Raw genomic sequence first — 22271 nt, forward strand, 5'->3', positions numbered from 1 at the left:
TGAGCCTGTCAGTCGCCGCCGCTTTGGTTTAGCGTGACGGCACTGATGGCTCACAAGCTTAAATAAAAAAAACACACTCGATTTCAGGAATACACCATGTCCACTTTGAACCAAGCCCACTGCGAAGCCTGCCGCGCCGATGCGCCACAAGTCAGCGACGAAGAACTGCCGATCCTGATCAAGCAGATCCCTGACTGGAACATCGAAGTACGCGACAGCATCATGCAGCTGGAGAAAGTTTTCCTGTTCAAGAACTTCAAGCACGCGCTGGCCTTCACCAACGCTGTCGGCGAGATCTCCGAGGCCGAAGGTCATCACCCGGGCCTGCTGACCGAGTGGGGCAAAGTCACCGTGACCTGGTGGAGCCACTCGATCAAAGGCCTGCATCGCAACGACTTCATCATGGCCGCGCGCACTGACGAAGTGGCCAAGACTGCAGAAGGACGCAAGTAATGCACTTCGACGCCATCGGCCGGGTACCCGGCGACCCGATCCTCGGCTTGATGGAGGCGTATGCGCAGGACAGCAATCCGCGCAAATTCGACCTGGGCGTTGGCGTCTACAAGGACGCCCAGGGCCTGACGCCGATCCCGGAAGCGGTGAAAATCGCCGAAGCGCGGCTGGTCGAAAGCCAGGACACCAAGACCTACATCGGTGGCCACGGCAACCCGCTGTTCGGCAAAGTCATCAATGAGCTGGTGCTGGGCGCCGACTCAAAGCTGATCAGCGAACAACGGGCCGGCGCCACCCAGAGCCCGGGCGGTACCGGTGCGCTGCGTCTGGCCGCCGACTTCATCGCTCAGTGCCTGCCGGGCAAAGGCGTGTGGTTGAGCAACCCGACCTGGCCGATCCACGAAACCATTTTCGCCGCAGCCGGGGTCAAGGTCAGTCACTACCCTTACGTGGGCAGTGACAACCGCCTCGACGTTGAAGCCATGCTCGCCGTGCTCAACGAAGTGCCGAACGGTGATGTGGTGCTGCTGCACGCGTGCTGCCACAACCCGACCGGTTTTGACTTGAGCCATGACGACTGGCAGCGCGTGCTCGACGTGGTGCGCAAGCGCAATCTGCTGCCACTGATCGACTTTGCCTACCAGGGCTTTGGCGATGGACTGGAGCAGGATGCCTGGTCGACACGGTTGTTCGCGGCGCAAGTGCCAGAATTGCTGATCACCAGTTCCTGCTCGAAGAACTTCGGTCTGTATCGCGACCGTACCGGTGCGCTGATCGTCTGCGCGAAAAGCGCTGACAAGCTCATCGACATCCGCAGCCAACTGGCCAACATCGCCCGCAACCTGTGGTCGACGCCGCCGGATCACGGTGCTGCGGTGGTCGCGACCATCCTCGCCGACCCGGAGCTGAAAGCGCGCTGGGCCGATGAAGTGGAAGCCATGCGCCTGCGAATTGCGCAACTGCGCAGCGGTCTGGTTGAAGCGCTGGAGCCACACGGCTTGCGCGAGCGTTTTGCACACATTGGCGTGCAACGCGGGATGTTCTCTTACACCGGGCTGTCGCCGGAGCAAGTAAAACAACTGCGTGAGCATCACAGCGTGTACATGGTCAGCTCGGGCCGGGCAAACGTCGCCGGCATCGACGCAACGCGCCTCGCGCTGCTGGCCGAAGCCATCGCCAGCGTCTGCAAGTAATCCCTCCCACGCTCATTCCCACGCTCCGCGTGGGAATGCAGCCCGGGACGCTCTGCGTCCCAACAGCGGACGCAGAGCGTCCATTGAGGCATTCCCACGCAGAGCGTTGGAACGATCAATCTCTCGTCTGGGCCTCCCCTGCGGCCATCTGTCGCATTAATTTGAATTAAAAGTCTGATTGTCATTTTTCCTGCTGTATCCTGCGCAGGCTTTCTAAAAGCGCGGATCTACCAGATCTATCAACAGACTTAGCGAGGAGCGCAACCATGCACGAGATTCCTAATCTCCCCTTCCCAAGCCTGCACGTACCTGAGCAGACGACCACGCAACAAGCCGGCGCGGGGCAGCCCGAGCCGAAAGAAGCCGTTGAGAGCCGCCCGGCCGACAACGAAGAGTAAGACCCGTCGTACAGACCGTGTGGAAAGCGCTAACATGCGCTTTCCACACTGCCTGAACCCCGAGCCCGCCATGACCGACGAATTCTCCGAAAGCCAAGCTGCCGTCCTGATCGGCGCGACCGAGAAAATGATCGAGATCTGGAACCGTCTCTCGCCCGAGAAACAAGCCGCCCTGCTCGCCCGTTTCGGCACAGAGGAAAATGCTCTCGCCGCGCTGGTTACCACGCAGTTGGTTGCGCCGGACAAACCTTGAAGCCGCCGCCGAGCAAATAGTTTTACTTTTCCCGCCCCAGAGCCGTTCGCGCCGGTATCATAAGCAGCCTATCTAATCTGCCGTTCCCGTGGATCGTTACCCATGTCGTCTATGCCAGAACCCCAGCGCCCCCTGGCGGTCACGCTGCAAGTTGTCTCCATCGTCCTCTTCACCTTTATCGGCTATCTGAACATCGGCATTCCGCTCGCGGTGCTGCCGGGCTATGTCCACAGCGATCTGGGCTTTGGCGCAGTGATCGCGGGCCTGGTGATCAGCGTGCAATACCTCGCGACCCTGCTCAGCCGTCCGTACGCCGGCAAGATCATCGACAACCAGGGCAGCAAACGGGCGGTGATGATTGGCCTGGCCGGGTGCGGCTTGAGCGGTGTGTTCATGCTGATTTCGGCGTGGACACCGAGCATGCCGATGCTAAGTTTGATCAGTCTGTTGATCGGCCGTCTGGTACTCGGTAGCGCAGAAAGTCTGGTCGGCTCCGGCTCGATTGGCTGGGGCATTGGCCGGGTCGGCGCCGCCAACACCGCCAAGGTGATTTCCTGGAACGGCATCGCCAGTTATGGCGCACTGGCGGTCGGCGCACCGTTCGGCGTGTGGCTGGTCGGCCAGTTGGGGTTGTGGAGCATGGGCGTCAGCATCATCCTGCTGGCCGCGCTGGGCCTGTTGCTCGCCTGGCCAAAAACGCCGGCACCGATTGTCACCGGCGAGCGTCTGCCGTTCATGCATGTGCTCGGCAAAGTGTTTCCCCACGGTTGCGGTCTGGCGCTGGGCTCGATCGGCTTTGGCACCATTGCCACCTTCATCACCCTGTATTACGCGACCCAGCATTGGGACAACGCGGTACTGTGCCTGAGCCTGTTCGGCGCCAGCTTCATCGGTGCGCGACTGCTGTTCGGCAACCTGATCAACCGCCTCGGTGGCTTTCGCGTGGCGATTGCCTGTCTGTCGGTGGAAACCCTGGGCCTGCTGCTGTTGTGGCTGGCGCCGGACGCGCATTGGGCGTTGGCTGGTGCGGCGTTGAGCGGGTTTGGTTTCTCGCTGGTATTCCCGGCGCTGGGCGTGGAAGCGGTGAATCTGGTGCCCGCTTCAAGCCGTGGCGCAGCCGTTGGCGCTTACTCACTGTTCATCGACTTGTCGCTGGGGATCACCGGGCCATTGGCCGGGGCGATTGCAGCGGGATTCGGTTTCGCCTCGATCTTCCTCTTCGCCGCCCTCGCCTCGCTAAGCGGATTGGCGCTGAGCGTGTATCTCTACAAGCACACGGCGAAGTACCGCGAAGACTAGAAATCCACCTTGCCGCGCCCGGCCTTGATGCTGCCGCGCTTGGTTTTCGATTCGAGCCGGCGTTTCTTTGAACCGAGGGTCGGCTTGGTCGGGCGGCGTTTCTTTTCGACTTTGGTCGCGCTGAGGATCAGTTCGACCAGACGCTCCAGCGCATCCGCGCGATTGGCTTCCTGCGTGCGGTATTGCTGGGCCTTGAGGATCAACACGCCATCGCTGGTGATGCGACTGTCGCGCAGCGCCAGCAGCCGCTCCTTGTAGAACTCGGGCAAGGACGAGGCCGGAATGTCGAAGCGCAAGTGCATGGCGCTGGAGACCTTGTTGACGTTCTGCCCACCGGCGCCTTGCGCGCGGATGGCCGTCAGCTCGATCTCGGCATCCGGCAGATGCACGTTGTTGGAAATCACCAGCATGGAAAAACGCCCTTAATCAGAACGCACAGGATACCGCGATTAGCCGCAGAGTGACCGGCTGCCCGCTGGCACAACTTCCTGCGCACTTATGTCGAGCGTCATTTCGAGTTACCATTGCCGCCTTTTAACTTACCCGATCAATGCAGGAAGCAGACTTATGAGCAACAAGGCAGTTATCGTGTTTAGTGGTGGGCAGGACTCTACGACCTGTCTGATTCATGCGCTGACCCGCTATGACGAAGTCCACTGCATCACCTTTGACTATGGTCAACGCCACCACGCCGAAATTGAAGTTGCACAGCAACTTTGCAAAAAACTCGGCGTCACCGTGCACAAAGTCATGGATGTCTCGCTGCTTAATGAACTCGCCATCAGCAGCCTGACACGCGACAACATTCCGGTGCCGACCGTCAACAGTTCCGGAGAAAGCCTGCCCAGCACTTTTGTCCCGGGAAGAAACATTCTGTTTTTGACCCTTGCTTCCATTTATGCCTATCAAGTACAAGCCAGAACGGTCATTACCGGCGTATGCGAAACCGATTTCTCCGGTTATCCGGATTGCCGAGACGAGTTTGTCAAAGCACTGAACAACGCTCTTGAGTTAGGCATGGATTACAAGTTACGCCTCGAAACACCCCTGATGTGGTTGAACAAGGCAGAAACCTGGGCCTTGGCTGACTATCACAACCAGCTGGATCTGATGCGCCATCAGACACTGACTTGCTATAACGGTATCGCCGGAAGCGGATGCGCTGACTGTGATGCCTGCAATCTTCGCGCGAAAGGACTCAACGAGTTCCTGGAAAATAAAGAGCAGGTTACCAATAGCTTGAAAACGAAACTCAAGTTGAATTAAGGCACAAAATAACGCTCGCCTAGACAACCCAGGCGAGCGTTATTTTTTATTTGATCAAGCCTGACTCCCCGTCAGGTATTTCTTGAACAGTGACCGCGCGCCATACGCCGGCATGATATTAAAGAAAGCAAAGCCCACTTTAATCGCGATCTGCACATAGATCATGCTCAGGATCGCGCTGTTTTCCATCGTTCCGTAAAAGGCAATGTAGCAAAACAGAAAGCTGTCGATGATCACCGCAAACAATGTACTCAAGAACACGCGCAAGAACAGGAATCTGGAGTTGGTCAGCTCCTTGATTTTGCACAATAGATACGAATTTATATTCTCGGACACCAGAAAAGAAATGGAAGATGCCACCAGAACGGAAGACAGCTGACTGATCACGTCATTGTAAGGCCCATCAAGCTTCCACCCCGGCAGCCCCGGAAGATGGGTGGTAATCGCCAATAGAATGATAATCGCCGCATTGCTGATAAACGCGAAGAGTATCGCTCGGCGTGCAAGCCTGAGCCCGAAGGTTTCGTTCAACAAGTCAACGATCAGAAAGGTCAGCGGATACAGGAACGTTCCCGGAGTGACGACAATGTCGAAATAATCCAGGTAAATAGGTTTTGTCGCGGCAATACTGGTGAAGATATACAGCGTAAACAGCATCAGGTTCAGGATGATGTAGATCATCCAGGAACTCTCATGCCGGTCATTGATTTCGTAAGCGGTGAGTGCGCCGCCCTGGGAGTAAAACTTCTTGTAGAGGTTTTTCACTTCGATTTTATTCAGATTATCCATAATCTCACTATTCAACACTTCACTTAGCTTTATTTTAATTATTTTGCCTGTCGCGATGACCATGATGACGGCCAGGCTTTTTCCATTTTCGAATCCCAGCAACTTGTACTTGCTGTTTTCCAACTCAACACTGCAGTCCATTAAATCGTTCCTCGATTACATCTCCGATTACGCATACACGATCCGTATCAAAGTTGCCTTCATGGCTTATAGATAACTTCGCTGTGATTTTGTCATACACCAGCTTTTCCCTGTCGCTGGTCGATGCTCCTTTTTGCACGATCAGCAGATCGCCAGGTTCATTCATCCCGCTGATTTCGTTTTCCAGAAGCACGCCAACCAGGTTGAAGGACGCGCCAAAGTAGTAAGTCAATGGAAAAATAGTGGCCAACTCACCAATTCTTTTATCCAGACTTTGCAGCAGCATACTTTCTTTAATCACCGGAACAGCGGCCGGATTCATATTCCCCTGTGGCGAAATACTGCTTTCGATGATTTCTTTTTCTTCAAAATCAATCGTCTCTATTTCTTCGTAAGACACGCCGAAGAAATCAGAAATCTTGCGCACAGTGGACTGTTGTACATTGACCACCTTGCCTTCAAGAATGTTATAGATGGTCGTACGGGTCAAACCACTGGAGTGGCACAGGGACAACTGAGTTTCCCCGCGACTCTTGATCAGGTATTTGATGTTGTTTTTCAGATTCTCCGATCTTTCTCTTCTATGTATCAAATGCTTACCGTCCGTTGTTAACTGCAATCAATGTCACGCCCCGAATGATCATTCCGGACATACACAAGTGAGGTAGGAAATTGCAGTTTTATCCCTGTCAGTGCCGCGCGAGATCATAGCACTGTCCCTCCTTGGGTTCGGTATAAAAAGTCAGCTTTCACGGGCTGTATCCCACCCACTTGCAGGATCCTTTCAGCCTCTGTACTGCCTCGTCAGTTCCTGATGACTTTCACCCGGAGCCTGAAAACTGGCACCGGGCAGTGCCTGTTTTACACCCGCAACGACTACAAAAAGAATCATTTTCTTTGAAGAATGTTCATTTTTTTGATTAATTCTGTGGCGTTCCTCACTGAAAAATTTATGATGCGTCAATCCGGCGTCCCATCCTCGAGAGTGAGAGGGCGAAAAAACGGGAGGCCTGTACAGGGTTTAGTTTTGCGCGCACAGCGGTCAAAACACGGATTCGCCTGTACAGAACTGGCAAGCATGGACGTGTGCAAATCACGCAAAACCAGGGAAGGAATCAAGCAATGGCAGTCATTACTGAACCGCTCAAGCACCAGGCTGACTTGTTGCGTCGTGGCCTCGCGGATCTTCGCGCAGAAGATGCCGAACTGGCGGAAATTCTTGAGGCGGAAGTCACGCGTCAACAACACACCCTTTCATTGATCTCATCGTCCTGCACAGTGCAGCCTCGAACGTTGGTGGCATCCGCTTCAGTGCTGGTCAACGTGACGGCTGAAGGCATGCCCGGCAAGCGCCACAGCGCCGGGTGCGAGAACGTCGATCGGGTCGAATCGCTGGCCATCCGCAGGGCTCGCGAGCTGTTTGCTGCTCAATACGCCAACGTGCAGCCGCACTCTGCGTCGAACGCTGTTTATCAGGTGCTCACGGCGTTGCTTGAACCCGGCGATACCTTGCTGGGCATGGCGGTGGAACACGGCGGGCATCTGACGCATGGCAGCCTCAGCGCGTTTTCCGGCGCCTACTACAAGGCGATCCAGTACGGCACGACAGCCGACGGCCTCATCGATTACGACAAGGTACGTCTGCTCGCTCTCGCCCATCGCCCACGCGTCATCCTCTGCGGCGCCACGGCCTATTCGCGCGTGGTCGACTTCAAGCGCTTTCGCGCAATTGCCGATGAAGCCGGCGCTATCCTGCTCGCCGATATTTCGCAGATCGCCGGGCTGGTCGCCACCGGACGACACCCAAGTCCGATCGACGCCGCCCACGTCACCGTCACGTGCACGCACAAGCAACTGGCCGGTCCTCGCGGCGGGCTGATCCTCAGCGGTGCTGATGCGAACACCAAGATTCCCGGTTTGCGAACCACCTTCAGTCGCCTGCTTGAGCAAGCCGTTTACCCGCGAATGCAGGGTGCGCCCGCCGCCAATATGATTGCGGCGAAGGCTGCCGCGCTGGGTTACGCAATGTCCGCAGCATTCGACGCTTGCATGGCGCAGATCCGCAGCACGGCGGATGAAATGGCCAAAGCGTTTCAGGCCAAGGACTATGAAGTGGTCGGCGGCTGCAGTGAAAACCATACGGTGCTGGTTCGTTTGCGTGGCGGCATTACCGGCGCCATCGCGGAGGCGGCGCTGGGGCACTGCGGGATCATCGTCAGCAAATATCGCGTACCCGACGATCCCCGTTCGGCACTGGTTACCAGCGGGCTGCGTATCGGCACCGGCGCTCTGGCGCAACGCCGGGTCGATGTCCACGGCAGCCGCCAGATCGTCGATTTGATCGTGCGGATTCTGAATACCGTGGCGCCGCTCGGCGAACAGGATTACACCCTGGAACCCCTGCTTCTTGCGCAGTTTCGTTCAGAGGTCGAAACCTTGTGCAGGGACTATCCTCTCGCCGACTATCAATAGCGTCCGAACATTTTCACCCATAAAAAACCCGGCACTCAGGCCGGGTTTTGTGTTTCTGCGTCAGCGCTTACTTGGCAGCACCTGCCGCGTGCACGGCCTGCTGCGCACCGCGCTTGTTCTTGATCACGTAGCAGACCCACATGAACACGACCCACACCGGAATCGCATACACCGAGATCTGAATGCCCGGGATCAGCAACATCACGCCAAGGATAAACGCGACGAACGCCAGACAGATGTAGTTACCGTACGGATACCACAGGGCCTTGAACAGCGGCGTCTGTTGCGTCTTGTTCATGTGCTGACGGAACTTGAAGTGCGAGAAGCTGATCATCGCCCAGTTGATCACCAGCGTTGCAACCACCAGCGACATCAGCAGTTCCAGCGCGTGCTGCGGGATCAGGTAGTTAAGCAGCACAGCGACCAGCGTCACCGCCGCCGAAGCCAGAATCGAACGCACCGGCACGCCGCGCTTGTCGATTTTCGCCAGACCTTTCGGCGCATCGCCCTGTTCGGCCATGCCCAGCAGCATGCGGCTGTTGCAGTAGGTGCCGCTGTTGTACACCGACAACGCGGCGGTCAGGACCACAAAATTGAGGATGTGCGCGGCGGTGTTGCTGCCGAGCATCGAGAACACTTGCACGAACGGGCTGCCGCTGTACGAATCGCCGGACGCGTTGAGGGTTTCCAGCAGGCTATCCCATGGGGTCAGCGACAGCAGGATCACCAGTGCACCGATGTAGAAAATCAGGATCCGGTAGATCACTTGGTTGATTGCTTTCGGGATCACGGTTTTCGGCTTGTCGGCTTCAGCGGCGGTGAAACCGAGCATTTCCAGACCGCCGAAGGAGAACATGATGATCGCCATGGCCATCACCAGACCACTGACGCCATTGGGGAAGAAACCACCGTGTGACCACAGGTTGCTGACCGAGGCTTGCGGGCCGCCATTGCCGCTGACCAGCAGGTAGCTGCCCAGCGCGATCATGCCGACGATCGCCACGACCTTGATGATCGCGAACCAGAATTCGGCTTCACCGAAGACTTTGACGTTGGCCAGGTTGATTGCGTTGATCAGCACGAAGAAGACTGCCGCAGAGACCCAGGTCGGGATGTCCGGCGCCCAGTAGTGGATGTATTTGCCGACCGCAGTCAGCTCCGACATGCCCACCAGAATGTACAGAATCCAGCAGTTCCAGCCCGACAGGAAACCGGCAAAGCCGCCCCAGTACTTGTGCGCGAAATGGCTGAAGGAACCGGCCACCGGCTCTTCGACGATCATCTCGCCGAGCTGGCGCATGATCATGAAGGCGATGAAGCCGCAGATGGCGTAGCCGAGGATCATCGACGGGCCAGCGGATTTCAGTACCCCGGCCGAGCCGAGGAACAATCCGGTACCGATCGCGCCACCGAGGGCGATCAGTTGAATGTGGCGATTTTTCAGGCCGCGTTTCAGCTCGCCTGATTGCGAGGGTTGTCCACTCATGAAAAAGGTCTCACGCAAGGTTTGATGATGTTCAGTAGACGTTGCTGCCAGGTTGCGATTTCAAGCAGCCCCGATCAAACCCCAGCGCAGGCACCAGGAGTTCAGCTTATTTACAACGGTCATGCGTCACCTGTTTGTTTTTATCTGTGACGAAATCGAACCCGAAACGCTTGTGGCGCCACGGAGTGAACAAGGCGGGTAGCCTTGAGATTTGCGCGATTACGCAGAGGGTCACAGTTAAAACGCGGCGCATTGTACACCGCTAACCCCCTGCTGCCAGACCACGCTGGATCAGCGTGTCGGTTGCCGGGATTGCGTGTGTCCGCCTCGAGACACTCGAGCGGCTGCAAAAATTGAGTCAGGCCTTTGCAGGCCATCGGCGTGGACGAGGAAAAAACCGTCCGACGGAGAGAGGTGGAGATCAGTCACGGCGTTCATTGCGCCTCCTTCTTGTTATGCACCTGCACGACAGGCATGGGGCGCATCTCACCCTGCAAACGGCGCTGAAACAAGCGCGCCAGAGCCTTGCGCAGCCCACGGCGGTGCAGGCTTCGGCAGCTTTTCCTTACAGCGCTCACCAACACCGGGTTTCATTCGGGTTTACCGTGTTTTTCGTAAACATTTCTTTACGATGCGTAACGTAGAGTTTCCATTTCAGAAATATCTGTCGGACGTCTGCAAATTGACGGTAGCTGGCTTGCTAATCAAAACGCCGACTTAGTTTTTTGTTTTTAAATGAGAAAAACTCAACGAAAAAACAGAATAAAAAGTCTATTTAAAAATTAAATGAATAATTTTTTGCATTACAAAAGCCCCTGAACTAGGTTTTTCACGTCTTGCCGGCCACCTCGACCGGCCAGTCACAACCGTGAAAGTCATCTAGGAGATCGACCATGCAAGCACTGGAAAAAGACTTGGATACCGAACTGCAACTGGACGAATGGTTTGAAGCACCGACCCACGAGGCGGCTGTGGAAATGATGCAAGCCGACGCGGTAGTTCCGTTCGGCACGGCGATGTGGCCTCTGTAAGACATCCCCGGGCAGGCACGATCCGGCCGGTCGTGCCTGCCGCTTTCTTCACGGTCAGTCAGGGAGGACTCATGGATAAGCCCCGCGCGATCTCGCATTTCCTTTACTACCTCGAACACCACCCTGCCCTTGCCGGCCTCGACTCGGCGAAGGTATTGCTCGGCCACACGGCTGATTACGAAGCGCTGACCGGCGCCATCGCCGAACAGGCCGGCGATCATCCCCGCTTCCAGTTCAGCGCCCGACGCCTGGACCTGGAAAGTACCGCAGTGCTGACTTCGGCAATCACCGACAGCGATCTGTACATTTTCTTCTACGACTCTTCCACCCTGCCCAACCCACGCCCCGACGGCCCGGAATTCGTCCGCGCGCTGCAAGCGGTGATGGCGGAAAACTGGAAGAAGTCGCTACTGTTCAAGGATTACGGCGATTATTTCTACGACACCTTCAGCGTCACCCCGCAGCGCATTGCCGGCCTGAACAGTCACCTGATCCAGCGCATGTCCCAGGCGACCACGCTGAGTTTCAAGGACGATGACGGTTCATGGTTCGAAACGCCGCTGAGCAGCATCAAGAAGTGGACCGACATCAACGGTGTCGGCAACTTCGACCTGGCCCCCGGCGAAATCGCCACCCACAGCGAGGCCATCAATGGCCATGTGAAATTCAAGGGCACGTTCCTCAGCACCATCCCGTTTGCGCGCAAGTACGGCGTGCTGGAGTCGCCGCTGGAATTGTGGATCGAGAACTCGACCATCAGCCGCATCGCCACGGACGTGCCGGGGCTGGAGCATGATTTCAACAAGTACCTGGATGCGAATCCGTCGAACCGGCGGATTGAAGAATTGGGGATTGGCACCAACGAAGGCGTTAAAGATCTGTATGCGCGCAATGCCGGGTTTGAGGAACGGCATTGTGGGTTGCATCTAGGATTGGGCGGTGGCGCCAAGGGCAGTCATCACCTCGACCTGATCTTTTCGGGTGGGGTGTTGGCGCTGGATGACAAGCCGGTGTTTGACGGGCGCTTTGTATTTTAAGGCCGACACCTGATCGTTCCAACGCTCCGCGTGGGAATGCAGCCCGGGACGCTCCGCGTCCCTTTAGAGCCGAACGCGGAGCGTCCGTTGAGGCATTCCCACGCAGAGCGTTGGAACGATCGGTGTGCGCCAGACGAAAAAAAACGCCAACCCTGAGGTTGGCGTTACTGCTTTAGCTTGAAGCTTGCCGCTAGAAGCTCACAGCTGCCTTATTCCGGTTTCTTGCGACCGAAACCCGGACGCTGGCCGGAACCGGCCGGCGCGCCGCGACGCTTGCCCGATGGCTTGTCGTCGGCCAGTTTGATCCCCGGACGCTTCGGCGCTGGCTTGGCCGGGCGCTTGTTGGTGGTGTCTGCTGGACGATCCGCCACTGGCGTGCCACGACCGGCAGGCGCACCACGTTCGCCACGCTCAGTGCGACCGTTGGCCGGACGCGGAGCGCGCTCGCCGTCACGGGCGACTGGTTTGCGACCCGGACGCTCGCCTTCGATCTGCGGCTCACGGCTCGGGCGTGGGCCGGTCGGCGCGCCAGCGGCTGGACGCAGGGTGCGCACGCGCTCGGTCTTGCCCATCGGACGCGACGATTTGCGCTGCATGCGCTCAAGCTTGTCTTTGCTCTTGGCGTTCAGTTGCGGCATGGCAACTGGCGTCAGGCCGACTTCAGCACTGAGGATGTCGACTTCGTACTGGCTCATTTCGCGCCAGCGGCCCATCGGCAGGTCGGAGTTGAGGAACACCGGGCCGAAACGCACGCGCTTCAGACGGCTGACCACCAGACCTTGGGATTCCCACAAGCGACGAACCTCACGGTTACGGCCTTCCATCACCACGCAGTGATACCAGTGGTTGAAGCCTTCGCCGCCCGGTGCCTGCTTGATGTCGGTGAACTTGGCCGGACCATCTTCCAGCACGACGCCGGCCTTCAGACGCTCGATCATTTCGTCGTCGACTTCACCGCGTACACGCACGGCGTACTCACGGTCCATCTCGTAGGACGGGTGCATCAGGCGGTTGGCCAGCTCACCGTCGGTGGTGAACATCAGCAGACCGGTGGTGTTGATGTCGAGACGACCGATGTTGATCCAGCGACCTTCTTTCGGACGCGGCAGCTTGTCGAACACGGTCGGACGGCCTTCCGGGTCGTCACGGGTGCAGATCTCGCCATCGGGTTTGTTGTACATGATCACGCGGCGTACCGATTCGGCCGCTTCTTCGCGCTTGATCACCTTGCCATCAATGGTGATGGCGTCGTGCATGTCGACGCGCAGACCGAGGGTGGCGTCTTTGCCATTGACCTTGATCCGGCCCTGGCTGATCCAGGATTCCACGTCACGGCGCGAGCCGACGCCGATACGGGCGAGGACTTTCTGCAGCTTTTCGCCTGCTGGGCCGATTTCCTGGTCGTCTTTCTGAATGATGTCGCTCATCTGGGCACCTCCCGGTGTGGTCTGTTCAAGCGCTCTGAATTGGACGCCTGAAGCATTGAAATCTGGGTTCTCTGCCGAAGGGATCGGCGAGGGGTCGCGAATCATACGCGGATGTGCGCCGTCGCGCATCAGAGACTAGCTGATCGATCGACAGTTATTTGTTTTTCCGCCGACCGGCGCCACCGAGTTTGATCAGGCGCAGCGCGGCTTCGGCCAGTACGCTGCGCTTGTCATCCTTGTCTAGTTTCTTCCAGGCCTTGATTTCACGCTTGCTGCGGCCGCAGCCGAGGCAGATGTCGTCGCTGAATTTGCAGAGGCTGATGCACGGGTCTTTGGTGGAACTCATCAGCATCTCCTGGCTTACGCTAAACCCTGTGGGAGCGACGGTGCGACGATTCGACTTGCTCGCGAAGGCGGCATGTCAGATACATCTTCTTTGACTGACACTCCGCTTTCGCGAGAAAGCTCGCTCCCACAGGGGCCTCATTGTTCTCCGGATTTCGGTCAGTCTTCGAACTCGCGGCGTTCGGCTTCGATGGCTTCGGCCAGGGCGCGGGCTTCGGCTTCTTCTTCGCTCAGCTCCGGCTCGGGGGCTGGCGCCGGTTGTTCGAGGGCGGCGACGGCGGCCAACAGCTTCTCGCGGGCTTCGGCGACGCCAAGAATGTCCTCTTTCGGTTCGGCTTCGGGCTCTGCTTCAAGTTCAACTTCGATCGTGGGTTCGGCGACTTCGGTTTCAGGCTCGGTCGTCGGCTCGTCACCGTCCGCCGCATCGCGCAGCAAATCGTCGAAGTCGGTCTTGATCCCCTCTTCCATGCTGTCCAGCTCCAACAGTAAGGTGTGGAAGCTGGTTTCCTCTTTCTCCTCCTCGGGCTCGGCGCTGGCGTCGGCCAACTCCTGCAAGCTTTGCGGCACCGGCGCGTCGTCGAAATCGAGGACCGGGTCGGTCTCCATCTCGCGCAGTTCGGCCAATGGCGGCAGGTCTTCGAGGTTCTTCAGGTTGAAGTGATCGAGAAACATCTTGGTGGTGGCGAACATCGCCGGTTTGCCCGGCACGTCGCGGTAGCCGACGACGCGGATCCACTCCCGTTCCAGCAAGGTTTTGACGATGTTGCTGTTCACCGCGACGCCACGCACGTCTTCGATCTCGCCACGGGTGATCGGCTGGCGGTAGGCGATCAACGCGATGGTTTCCAGCAACGCGCGGGAATAGCGTTGCGGGCGTTCTTCCCAGAGTCGGCCAACCCACGGCGAAAATTTCTCGCGGATCTGCAAGCGATAGCCCGACGAGACTTCCTTGAGCTCGAAGGCGCGGCCCTCGCAGGACTTGCCCAACAGGGTCAGGGCTTTCTTGAAGACCGCCGGCTCCGGCCGTTCGCCTTCCTCAAACAGTTCGAACAGGCGTTCAAGCGATTGCGGCTTTCCCGAAGCCAACAGAAAGGCTTCAAGCAGGGGCGCCAGCTCGCGGGGTTCAGTCAGGTTCATGTTTCGACTCGTTATTCGGCTCGGGCTCGCACGTGGATCGCGGCGAACGGCTCATTCTGCACCAGCTCGACCAAGGATTCCTTGACCAGTTCAAGGATCGCCATAAAGGTCACCACCACACCCAACCTGCCCTCTTCAGCAGTGAACAGCTCGACGAACGGCACAAAACCGCCGCCCTTGAGCCGTTCCAGCACATCGCTCATGCGCTCACGGGTGGACAATGCCTCGCGGCTGACCTGGTGGCTTTCAAACATGTCGCCACGGCGCAGCACTTCGGCCATGCACATCAAAATCTCTTCCAGCGCGACATCCGGCAACAGCTTGCGCGCCCGGGCTTCCGGGGCATCGAGCTTGGGCACGATGACGTCGCGGCCAACGCGGCTCAAGCCGTCGATGCCTTCGGCGGCAGCCTTGAAGCGCTCGTATTCCTGCAAGCGGCGGATCAGTTCGGCGCGCGGGTCGTCTTCTTCGTCTTCGACGGTTTCCGCACGCGGCAGGAGCATGCGCGACTTGATCTCGGCGAGCATCGCGGCCATCACCAGGTACTCGGCGGCGAGTTCCAGGCGCACCGACTGCATCAACTCGACGTAGCCCATGTACTGACGGGTGATTTCCGCCACCGGGATGTCGAGGATGTTGATGTTCTGTTTGCGAATCAGGTACAGCAGCAGGTCGAGCGGGCCTTCAAACGCTTCAAGAAAGACTTCCAGCGCATCCGGCGGGATGTACAGGTCCAGCGGCATTTCCATGACCGCCTGGCCATAGACCATGGCAAACGGCAGTTCCTGCTGAGCGCCGGCCTGGGGATCGACAACGGTTTCCACTGCGGACATTCAGGCCTCGACCATGAACGGCGTCGGATCGCCGCAACCGACGCGGACCACTTCCGGGTCGTCGCCGGTCAGGTCGATCACGGTGGAGGCTTTGATGCCGCCAAAACCGCCGTCGATGATCAAGTCCACCTGGTGTTCGAGCAGTTGGCGCATCTCGTACGGATCGCTGAGCGGGTCTTCTTCGCCGGGCATGATCAGGGTCACGCTCATCAGCGGTTCGCCAAGCTCGGCCAACAGCGCCAACGCAATCGGATGGCTCGGCACCCGCAGGCCGATGGTGCGTTTTTTCGGATGCAGCAAAAGACGCGGCACTTCGCGGGTAGCATTGAGAATAAAGGTATACGGCCCCGGCAGATGCGCCTTGAGAATACGGAAAGTGCCGGTGTCGATCTTGGCGTAGTTGCCCAGTTGCGACAGGTCGCTGCAGATCAGCGCGAAGTTGTGTTTTTCATCGAGCTGACGCAGACGGCGCACGCGCTCGATCGCATTCTTGTCGCCGATCTGGCAACCGATCGCGTAGGAAGAGTCCGTGGGATAAACCACCACCCCACCCTTGCGGATGATTTCCACCGCCTGTTTTATCAGGCGCGCTTGCGGGTTTTCCGGATGAATCTGGAAAAATTGACTCACATTCTCTACCTGTTCAGACGGCGGCAATAACTGTGTCATGTTTGAACCGACACCACAGGGGTGGAAGGTCCTCGGGAACCGGCCGGTACTGGCCGATCTCGGACCAGCCGCCAGGGCCATGGAAGTCACTGCCGGCGCTGACCAGCAGACCGAACTCACGGGCAAGGATTGCCAGGCTGCCCACCTGTTCCGCAGGCTGATGGCCATTGACCACCTCGATTGCATGCCCGCCTGCTTGAATATAGTCGGCAATCAGCTTTCGGCGCTTGCTGCGGGTGAAATCGTAGTGCCACGGATGCGCCAGGCTGACCCAGGCATTGGCGGCGCGCAGCGTAGCGACGGTGTCTTCCAGCGTCGGCCAGTGCAATTTGACGTCACCGAGCTTGCCGGCGCCGAGCCACTTGCGGAAGGCTTCGGCGCGATCCTTTACAAAACCTTCACGCACCATCCAGTCAGCGAAATGCGGACGGGCCGGGGCGTTGCCGCTGTCGCCCAGCTCCTGCTGGATTTTCCGCGCGCCGTCGAGGGCACCGGGCATGCCTTTAAGGGCGAGCTTGCGGCTTATTTCTTCCGACCGCAGCCAGCGGCCATCGTGCAATTTGGCGATGGCTTCGACCAACGGCGCGGCGTTGACGTCGAAACCATAGCCCAACACATGAATGGTCGCGCCGCCCCAGGTGCAGGACAATTCGACGCCGTTGACCAGTTGCATGCCCAATTCATTGGCGGCCGTGCGCGCTTCGGCCAGCCCTTCAAGGGTGTCGTGATCGGTCAACGCCAGGACTCGCACGCCGTTTTCGAACGCACGCGCAACCAGAACCGCAGGCGCCAGGGCGCCATCGGAGGCCGTGCTATGGCAGTGCAAATCTACATTCACGGAGAGTTGTAACCTCAAATCAGCTGGCGCTATCGCGCGCCCATATGTTTGTTATTATGCCGCCACATCCAGCTTCTGGCTCTCACTGTGAAACAATTCATCGATTTCATCCCGCTTCTGCTGTTTTTCATCGTTTACAAACTTGATCCACGGGTCGTCGACATCGCTGGCCATGAAGTGACTGTAGGCGGTATTTACAGCGCCACGGCGATGCTGATCATCAGTTCCCTGGTGGTCTACGGCGCGTTGTTCATCAAACAGCGCAAGCTGGAAAAGAGCCAATGGCTGACCCTGATTGCCTGCCTGGTGTTCGGCAGCCTGACGCTGGCCTTCCACAGCGAGACCTTCCTGAAATGGAAAGCGCCGGTGGTCAACTGGCTGTTCGCCGTGGCGTTCATCGGTAGCCACTTCATCGGTGACCGCCTGCTGATCAAACGCATCATGGGCCACGCGCTGACCTTGCCGGACCCGGTCTGGACCCGTCTGAACATCGCCTGGATCGCTTTTTTCCTGTTCTGCGGCGCTGCCAACCTGTTCGTTGCCTTCACCTTCCAGAGTTACTGGGTGGACTTCAAGGTGTTCGGCAGCCTGGGCATGACCGTACTGTTCCTGGTCGCACAGGGCATTTACCTGTCGCGTCACCTGCACGATGCCGATACCACAACAACACCAAAAACCGAGGACTGACATGCTCTACGCAATCATTGCCACCGACGTCGCCAACTCGCTGCAAGCACGCCTGGCCGCTCGCCCTGCGCATCTGGAACGCCTGCAAGCGCTCAAGGGCGAAGGCCGCATCGTATTGGCCGGTCCGCACCCGGCCGTCGACAGCAATGATCCGGGCGCAGCGGGTTTCACCGGCAGCCTGATCGTCGCCGAATTCGATTCGCTGAGCGCTGCACAAGCGTGGGCTGATGCTGATCCGTACATTGCGGCTGGCGTGTATGCCAATGTGGTCGTGAAGCCGTTCAAGCAAGTCCTGCCGTAACTTTCCTGCGCAAGTCTCTCCCACGCGATGAACCTTGTCGGTTCATCGCGTTCTCAATCGCTCATTATTCTCGTTTGCCTGCCGACAACCTGCCCAATATCCATTTGGAAGCAGGTGTCGCGATGCGCAAGGGTCCGTTGTGTCTGATGTTGGTCACGTTGTCGATCATGGCGCCCGCCCATGGTGAGGAATCCACCGAAGGCGGCAACTCCACGCCATTGTCGTTGAGTGCCGGCAGCCAGATCACCGAGCTGCAACAGCGCCTCAAGGTCAGTGAGCAGCAGCGAGAAGAACTGAACAAACAACTGCAAAATGCCGACAACACCCGCGAAAGCGCTCAGCTCGCCCGGTTGCGCCAAGAGAACCAGCGCCTCAAGCTGCAACTCAAGGAAGCCCAGGCCAGCCCCTTGCCGCGTCTGTTGACCGATCAGCAGCAGTGGTTCGTTACGGGGGCGGGAGTAGCGCTATTGGCGCTGCTCTGCGGTATCTTTGCCAGTGGTGCAAGCCGAAAACGTCGGCAATGGCTAAATTGAGTGAGTCATGAGCGAGCTGTTACTGATTGATGATGACCAGGAGTTGTGCGAACTCCTGAGTAGCTGGCTGAGCCAGGAAGGCTTCCAGGTGCGCGCCTGCCACGATGGCCAGAGCGCCCGCAAGGCGTTGGCTGAATCGGCCCCGGCGGCGGTGGTGCTGGACGTGATGCTGCCCGACGGCAGCGGTCTGGAACTGCTCAAGCAACTGCGCAACGATCACGCTGATCTGCCGGTGCTGATGCTCTCGGCCCGTGGCGAGCCGCTGGATCGGATCCTCGGCCTGGAATTGGGCGCCGACGATTACCTGGCCAAACCGTGCGACCCGCGCGAACTGACCGCCCGCCTGCGTGCGGTGTTGCGCCGCAGCCACCCGGCCGCCGTATCGACGCAACTGGAACTGGGCGACCTCAGTTTCAGCCCGGTGCGTGGCGTGGTCAGCATCGACGAGAAAGAGCTGACGCTTACCGTTTCCGAAAGCCGTCTGCTCGAAGCCCTGCTCAAGCAGCCCGGCGAGCCGCTGGACAAACAGGAACTGGCGCAGATCGCCCTCGGCCGCAAGCTGACCCTGTACGACCGCAGCCTCGACATGCACGTCAGCAACCTGCGCAAAAAGATCGGCCCGCACCCCGACGGGCGCCCACGCATCGTCGCCCTGCGCAGCCGTGGTTACTACTACAGCCTGTAGAAAGTGTCAGGTCAGCGCTCGAACGTCTTTACCCAAGCTTTACGCAGTGCTGACCGCCGCTGACCTTGATCTCCGTAATCTGAACTCATCCGGAACGTACCGGGAACGAGACAAGGAGATACACCATGCGCAAGACTCTTATCGCTCTGATGTTCGCTGCCGCTCTGCCAACCGTCGCCATGGCCATGCCGCAAGATGGCGGCCCGATGGGTGGCCCGATGGACGGCGCTCGCCACGGCGGTCAGATGCACGGCATGCACGGCAAAGGCCCGTACAGCCAACTCGACCTGTCCCGCGAACAGCGTGAACAGATCCGCAAGATCATGGGCGAGCAGATGCACGAGCGTAAGCAAGTGGTCGACAAGTACCTGGAAAAACTCTCGCCGGCTGACCAGAAAGCCATGAAAGACGAGATGGCGGCCAACCACAAGAAAGCCGAAACCGATGTCCGCGCCGTGTTGAAACCGGATCAACAGAAGAAATTCGACGAGATCCAGAAGAAACAGGCCGAGCGTCGCGCCGAATGGGCCGAGTTCAAGGCGTGGAAAGCGCAGCAGGCGCAAAAGGCGCAATAATGATCTAACTTCAGGCCTGACGGCTCACCCCGTCGGGCCTGTTTTCACCCGTTGAACTGTGGGAGCGAGCTTGCTCGCGAATACGGTGTATCAGACGCAGAAATGTTGACTGACACACCGCTTTCGCGAGCAAGCTCGCTCCCACATGGGTTCTGCATTGCTTTGAGGATTTTCTGTGCGTTCATTGTTCTGGCGTATTCTCGCGAGCTTCTGGCTGGCCATCGCGCTGGTAGCCGGGTTGTCCATTCTGCTCGGGCACATGCTCAACCAGGACGCCTGGATCCTCAGCCGCCATCCGGGCCTCAACAGCCTTGCCAGCGAGTGGACGCAATCCTACGAAGCCCAGGGCGAAGAAGCCGCTCAGGACATCCTCGAACAACGCAAACGCCAATATCACATCGACGTTCAAGTGCTCAACGAAAGCGGCGACCCGGTGGTACGCGGCACTTTCCCGCGCCGCGCGGCCGCCTTCGAAGCGCGACAGAACAACGATGACCGACGTCTGCCATGGCGCCGACTGACCGACGAATTCACCAGCGAAAGAAGCGGTGACACCTACCTGTTCATCTACCGCATCCCGCACCCGGAACTCGACGCCTGGCACCGCGAAAGCCTGCTCTGGCCTTTGAGTGCGCTGGGCATCGCGCTGGTAGTGCTGACCCTGTTCAGTCTGCTGGTGACCTTCTCCATCACCCGCCCGCTCAGCCGTTTACGCGGCGCGGTGCATGATCTGGGGCAGACCACTTATCAGCAAAACAGCCTGGCAAAACTGGCCAATCGTCGCGATGAATTCGGCGTACTGGCTACCGATTTCAACCGCATGGGCGCACGCCTGCAAAGCCTGATCGGCAGTCAGCGTCAGTTGTTGCGCGATGTCTCACACGAATTGCGCTCACCGTTGGCGCGGTTGCGCATTGCTCTGGCGCTGGCGGAACGGGCCAACCCTGAAGAGCGCGAAAAACTCTGGCCACGGCTGACCCGCGAATGTGATCGACTGGAAGCGTTGATCAGCGAAATTCTCGTGCTGGCGCGGGTCGATGCCGACAACGCCAGTGCCGAAGAGGTGGATTTGAATACTTTGCTCGGCACGTTGCAGAAGGATGCGAAGCTGGGATCGCCCGAGCAAGTTGTGCGTCTTGATGTCGAGCCCCAACTGAACCTCAAGGGCTGGCCGACGATGATCGAGCGCGCCGTCGACAATTTGCTGCGCAATGCCCAGCGCTTCAACCCGCAAGGTCAGGCGATTGAAATGCAGGCCTCACGTCAGGGCGAGCGGATTGTGGTGAGCGTGCGTGACCATGGGCCGGGGGTGCAGGCTGAATATTTGAGTCAGTTAGGTGAGCCGTTCTATCGGGCGCCGGGGCAGACGGCGGCGGGACACGGTTTGGGCCTGGCGATCGCGCGAAGGGCGGCGGAGCGGCATGGTGGGAGTTTGACGCTGGCCAATCATCCACAGGGTGGGTTTATTGCCAGTCTGGAATTGCCGTTGGTGCCGGGAGCGGTGGTGCAACCTTGAACGCCGCCCTCACCCCAGCCCTCTCCCGGAGGGAGAGGGGGCCGACCGAGGTGTCTTGCGTCAGACATCGACCTGAAACACCGAGTTGATTATGGATTCGACAGAACCGTAATCCGAGTCGACTATGGATTCGACAGAGCGGTAATCCGCGTCGATTCTGGATTCAGCGAAGAGCGTTCAGGTCGGCGTACCTCTTGAGCATCCCCCAATCAGTCCCCTCTCCCTACGGGCGGTCCGACGTTTCGGGAGGGCTAGGGTGAGGGGCACTTGATCTTCAGGCTTTACCGGGCCAGGCACTGACAAACTCAGCCAGATCAACCTTCTCCGCCACACGCGGCTCTTTCTGCGGCGTGCCGAGGTAGAGAAACGCAATCACCTCTTCACCTTCCGCCAGCCCCAAGCCTTGGGCGACATGTTTCGAATAAGCCAGATCCCCCGTACGCCACACCGCACCAATCCCCTGCGCATACGCCGCCAGCAAAATCCCGTGCGCCGCACACCCCGCCGCCAGCAACTGCTCGGCCTTCGGGTATTTAACGTGTTCCTGCAATTTGGCGATCACCACGACCACCAGCGGTGCACGCAGCGGGCCGTTGCGGGCCTTGTCGATCATCGCTTCGGTGACTTCGCCTGCCTGCTGCTGCGCCGCTTCGGCCAACAACTCGCCCATTTGCTCGCGCGCCGCGCCTTCGACCGTCAGGAAGCGATACGGCTGCAAATGCCCGTGATCCGGTGCACGCAACGCGGCGCCAAACAGAGCTTCGCGCTGCTCGGCAGTGGGGGCCGGTTCGACCAGTCGTGGAACGGAAACACGGTTGAGCAACGCGTCGAGAGCCTGCATCGGCCACCTCCTGAAAAATATGTGCGGCTATTCTAGCTTTATCTGCCAACAGGATGCCGGTTTACA

The 22271-nt window shown here is 58.6% G+C and carries 26 protein-coding genes; 15 read left to right on the forward strand and 11 right to left on the reverse strand.

The window, feature by feature from the left end:
- Positions 1 to 96 precede the first annotated feature (96 nt).
- From WA225_RS19435 to WA225_RS19455, 5 genes are all read left to right on the forward strand, one after another.
- Positions 97 to 453 carry a 4a-hydroxytetrahydrobiopterin dehydratase gene (locus WA225_RS19435; RefSeq protein WP_003222798.1) on the forward strand — a complete coding sequence of 119 codons (357 nt, stop codon included), beginning with the start codon at positions 97 to 99 and terminating at the stop codon, positions 451 to 453.
- On the forward strand, positions 453 to 1646 hold the full coding sequence (locus WA225_RS19440) for an amino acid aminotransferase (RefSeq protein WP_422609193.1): 1194 nt from the start codon (positions 453 to 455) through the stop codon (positions 1644 to 1646). The genes WA225_RS19435 and WA225_RS19440 overlap by 1 nt, the downstream gene beginning before the upstream one ends.
- 266 nt (positions 1647 to 1912) lie before the next feature.
- Positions 1913 to 2044, forward strand: a complete 132-nt coding sequence (locus WA225_RS19445) for a hypothetical protein (RefSeq protein ID WP_016987951.1) — start codon at positions 1913 to 1915, stop codon at positions 2042 to 2044.
- Positions 2045 to 2114: 70 nt separating this feature from the next.
- The gene (locus WA225_RS19450) at positions 2115 to 2297 is read left to right on the forward strand and encodes a hypothetical protein (protein ID WP_242204356.1); all 183 of its coding nucleotides are present in this window, start codon (positions 2115 to 2117) and stop codon (positions 2295 to 2297) included.
- A 111-nt stretch (positions 2298 to 2408) separates the two neighbouring features.
- Positions 2409 to 3596, forward strand: coding sequence for an MFS transporter (locus WA225_RS19455; RefSeq protein WP_422609224.1), 1188 nt, complete (start codon positions 2409 to 2411; stop codon positions 3594 to 3596).
- Here the strand turns inward: WA225_RS19455 and arfB are convergent.
- A complete protein-coding gene (gene arfB, locus WA225_RS19460; protein ID WP_422609194.1) occupies positions 3593 to 4006 on the reverse strand; it encodes an alternative ribosome rescue aminoacyl-tRNA hydrolase ArfB in 414 nt (137 codons plus the stop codon). The two genes, WA225_RS19455 and arfB, sit on opposite strands and share 4 nt — an antisense overlap.
- A 157-nt stretch (positions 4007 to 4163) precedes the next feature.
- On the opposite strand from arfB, the gene queC reads away from it, so the two are divergent.
- Positions 4164 to 4862, forward strand: a complete 699-nt coding sequence (queC, locus tag WA225_RS19465; protein WP_422609195.1) for a 7-cyano-7-deazaguanine synthase QueC — start codon at positions 4164 to 4166, stop codon at positions 4860 to 4862.
- Between the two features lie 54 nt (positions 4863 to 4916).
- Here the strand turns inward: queC and WA225_RS19470 are convergent, their stop codons facing one another.
- Complete coding sequence (locus tag WA225_RS19470; RefSeq protein WP_422609196.1) at positions 4917 to 5792, reverse strand: queuosine precursor transporter; 876 nt, start codon at positions 5790 to 5792, stop codon at positions 4917 to 4919.
- Positions 5776 to 6381, reverse strand: coding sequence for a helix-turn-helix transcriptional regulator (locus WA225_RS19475; RefSeq protein ID WP_422609225.1), 606 nt, complete (start codon positions 6379 to 6381; stop codon positions 5776 to 5778). The genes WA225_RS19470 and WA225_RS19475 overlap by 17 nt, the downstream gene beginning before the upstream one ends.
- Before the next feature lie 533 nt (positions 6382 to 6914).
- Between WA225_RS19475 and glyA the strand changes: the two genes are divergently transcribed.
- A complete protein-coding gene (gene glyA, locus WA225_RS19480; RefSeq protein WP_422609197.1) occupies positions 6915 to 8264 on the forward strand; it encodes a serine hydroxymethyltransferase in 1350 nt (449 codons plus the stop codon).
- A 67-nt stretch (positions 8265 to 8331) separates the two neighbouring features.
- Here the strand turns inward: glyA and WA225_RS19485 are convergent, their stop codons facing one another.
- Positions 8332 to 9750, reverse strand: a complete 1419-nt coding sequence (locus WA225_RS19485; protein ID WP_422609198.1) for an amino acid permease — start codon at positions 9748 to 9750, stop codon at positions 8332 to 8334.
- Positions 9751 to 10643: 893 nt separating this feature from the next.
- On the opposite strand from WA225_RS19485, the gene WA225_RS19490 reads away from it, so the two are divergent.
- Both WA225_RS19490 and WA225_RS19495 read left to right on the forward strand, forming a co-directional pair.
- A complete protein-coding gene (locus WA225_RS19490; protein ID WP_003222780.1) occupies positions 10644 to 10781 on the forward strand; it encodes a hypothetical protein in 138 nt (45 codons plus the stop codon).
- A gap of 71 nt (positions 10782 to 10852) precedes the next feature.
- Complete coding sequence (locus tag WA225_RS19495) at positions 10853 to 11818, forward strand: leucyl aminopeptidase (RefSeq protein WP_422609199.1); 966 nt, start codon at positions 10853 to 10855, stop codon at positions 11816 to 11818.
- 209 nt (positions 11819 to 12027) lie between these two features.
- Here the strand turns inward: WA225_RS19495 and rluB are convergent, their stop codons facing one another.
- The 6 genes from rluB to WA225_RS19525 all read right to left on the reverse strand — a co-directional run bounded on the left by rluB (position 12028) and on the right by WA225_RS19525 (position 17067).
- Entirely contained in the window at positions 12028 to 13245 is a 1218-nt protein-coding gene (gene rluB, locus WA225_RS19500; protein WP_077571613.1) for a 23S rRNA pseudouridine(2605) synthase RluB, read from the reverse strand.
- A 154-nt stretch (positions 13246 to 13399) separates the two neighbouring features.
- Complete coding sequence (locus WA225_RS19505; protein ID WP_422609200.1) at positions 13400 to 13591, reverse strand: DUF1289 domain-containing protein; 192 nt, start codon at positions 13589 to 13591, stop codon at positions 13400 to 13402.
- Between the two features lie 158 nt (positions 13592 to 13749).
- On the reverse strand, positions 13750 to 14727 hold the full coding sequence (gene scpB, locus WA225_RS19510) for an SMC-Scp complex subunit ScpB (RefSeq protein ID WP_422609201.1): 978 nt from the start codon (positions 14725 to 14727) through the stop codon (positions 13750 to 13752).
- Positions 14728 to 14738: 11 nt separating this feature from the next.
- The gene (locus tag WA225_RS19515) at positions 14739 to 15437 is read right to left on the reverse strand and encodes a segregation and condensation protein A (protein WP_172828192.1); all 699 of its coding nucleotides are present in this window, start codon (positions 15435 to 15437) and stop codon (positions 14739 to 14741) included.
- 123 nt (positions 15438 to 15560) lie between these two features.
- Positions 15561 to 16190, reverse strand: coding sequence for an L-threonylcarbamoyladenylate synthase (locus WA225_RS19520; protein ID WP_422609202.1), 630 nt, complete (start codon positions 16188 to 16190; stop codon positions 15561 to 15563).
- Between the two features lie 13 nt (positions 16191 to 16203).
- Positions 16204 to 17067: a PHP domain-containing protein gene (locus WA225_RS19525; protein WP_422609203.1), complete on the reverse strand. Its 864-nt coding sequence runs from the start codon at positions 17065 to 17067 to the stop codon at positions 16204 to 16206.
- 87 nt (positions 17068 to 17154) lie between these two features.
- Between WA225_RS19525 and WA225_RS19530 the strand changes: the two genes are divergently transcribed.
- The 6 genes from WA225_RS19530 (at position 17155) to WA225_RS19555 (ending at position 21364) form a co-directional block, all read left to right on the forward strand.
- Entirely contained in the window at positions 17155 to 17754 is a 600-nt protein-coding gene (locus tag WA225_RS19530) for a septation protein A (protein ID WP_422609204.1), read from the forward strand.
- A 1-nt stretch (position 17755) separates the two neighbouring features.
- Positions 17756 to 18055, forward strand: coding sequence for a YciI family protein (locus WA225_RS19535; protein WP_201227487.1), 300 nt, complete (start codon positions 17756 to 17758; stop codon positions 18053 to 18055).
- A gap of 122 nt (positions 18056 to 18177) precedes the next feature.
- Complete coding sequence (locus WA225_RS19540) at positions 18178 to 18588, forward strand: translation initiation factor 2 (protein ID WP_422609205.1); 411 nt, start codon at positions 18178 to 18180, stop codon at positions 18586 to 18588.
- Between the two features lie 7 nt (positions 18589 to 18595).
- Positions 18596 to 19273, forward strand: coding sequence for a response regulator transcription factor (locus WA225_RS19545; RefSeq protein ID WP_129390778.1), 678 nt, complete (start codon positions 18596 to 18598; stop codon positions 19271 to 19273).
- Positions 19274 to 19398: 125 nt separating this feature from the next.
- Positions 19399 to 19848, forward strand: coding sequence for an LTXXQ domain protein (locus WA225_RS19550; protein WP_242204379.1), 450 nt, complete (start codon positions 19399 to 19401; stop codon positions 19846 to 19848).
- 175 nt (positions 19849 to 20023) lie between these two features.
- A complete protein-coding gene (locus tag WA225_RS19555) occupies positions 20024 to 21364 on the forward strand; it encodes an ATP-binding protein (protein WP_422609206.1) in 1341 nt (446 codons plus the stop codon).
- Positions 21365 to 21638: 274 nt separating this feature from the next.
- On the opposite strand, the gene WA225_RS19560 is transcribed toward WA225_RS19555, so the two are convergent.
- A complete protein-coding gene (locus tag WA225_RS19560) occupies positions 21639 to 22205 on the reverse strand; it encodes a nitroreductase family protein (RefSeq protein WP_422609207.1) in 567 nt (188 codons plus the stop codon).
- Between the last annotated feature and the right edge of the window lie 66 nt (positions 22206 to 22271).

Source organism: Pseudomonas sp. (assembly GCF_049300855.1).
Taxonomy (GTDB): domain Bacteria; phylum Pseudomonadota; class Gammaproteobacteria; order Pseudomonadales; family Pseudomonadaceae; genus Aquipseudomonas.

Bases quoted from the DNA above. Each gene is read 5' to 3' on its own strand.
- WA225_RS19435 (WP_003222798.1), top strand. From the start codon at position 97: ATGTCCACTTTGAACCAAGCCCACTGCGAAGCCTGCCGCGCCGATGCG.
- WA225_RS19440 (WP_422609193.1), top strand. From the start codon at position 453: ATGCACTTCGACGCCATCGGCCGGGTACCCGGCGACCCGATCCTCGGC.
- WA225_RS19445 (WP_016987951.1), top strand. From the start codon at position 1,913: ATGCACGAGATTCCTAATCTCCCCTTCCCAAGCCTGCACGTACCTGAG.
- WA225_RS19450 (WP_242204356.1), top strand. From the start codon at position 2,115: ATGACCGACGAATTCTCCGAAAGCCAAGCTGCCGTCCTGATCGGCGCG.
- WA225_RS19455 (WP_422609224.1), top strand. From the start codon at position 2,409: ATGCCAGAACCCCAGCGCCCCCTGGCGGTCACGCTGCAAGTTGTCTCC.
- arfB (WP_422609194.1), bottom strand. From the start codon at position 4,006: ATGCTGGTGATTTCCAACAACGTGCATCTGCCGGATGCCGAGATCGAG.
- queC (WP_422609195.1), top strand. From the start codon at position 4,164: ATGAGCAACAAGGCAGTTATCGTGTTTAGTGGTGGGCAGGACTCTACG.
- WA225_RS19470 (WP_422609196.1), bottom strand. From the start codon at position 5,792: ATGGACTGCAGTGTTGAGTTGGAAAACAGCAAGTACAAGTTGCTGGGA.
- glyA (WP_422609197.1), top strand. From the start codon at position 6,915: ATGGCAGTCATTACTGAACCGCTCAAGCACCAGGCTGACTTGTTGCGT.
- WA225_RS19485 (WP_422609198.1), bottom strand. From the start codon at position 9,750: ATGAGTGGACAACCCTCGCAATCAGGCGAGCTGAAACGCGGCCTGAAA.
- WA225_RS19490 (WP_003222780.1), top strand. From the start codon at position 10,644: ATGCAAGCACTGGAAAAAGACTTGGATACCGAACTGCAACTGGACGAA.
- WA225_RS19495 (WP_422609199.1), top strand. From the start codon at position 10,853: ATGGATAAGCCCCGCGCGATCTCGCATTTCCTTTACTACCTCGAACAC.
- rluB (WP_077571613.1), bottom strand. From the start codon at position 13,245: ATGAGCGACATCATTCAGAAAGACGACCAGGAAATCGGCCCAGCAGGC.
- WA225_RS19505 (WP_422609200.1), bottom strand. From the start codon at position 13,591: ATGAGTTCCACCAAAGACCCGTGCATCAGCCTCTGCAAATTCAGCGAC.
- scpB (WP_422609201.1), bottom strand. From the start codon at position 14,727: ATGAACCTGACTGAACCCCGCGAGCTGGCGCCCCTGCTTGAAGCCTTT.
- WA225_RS19535 (WP_201227487.1), top strand. From the start codon at position 17,756: ATGCTCTACGCAATCATTGCCACCGACGTCGCCAACTCGCTGCAAGCA.
- WA225_RS19540 (WP_422609205.1), top strand. From the start codon at position 18,178: ATGCGCAAGGGTCCGTTGTGTCTGATGTTGGTCACGTTGTCGATCATG.
- WA225_RS19545 (WP_129390778.1), top strand. From the start codon at position 18,596: ATGAGCGAGCTGTTACTGATTGATGATGACCAGGAGTTGTGCGAACTC.
- WA225_RS19550 (WP_242204379.1), top strand. From the start codon at position 19,399: ATGCGCAAGACTCTTATCGCTCTGATGTTCGCTGCCGCTCTGCCAACC.
- WA225_RS19560 (WP_422609207.1), bottom strand. From the start codon at position 22,205: ATGCAGGCTCTCGACGCGTTGCTCAACCGTGTTTCCGTTCCACGACTG.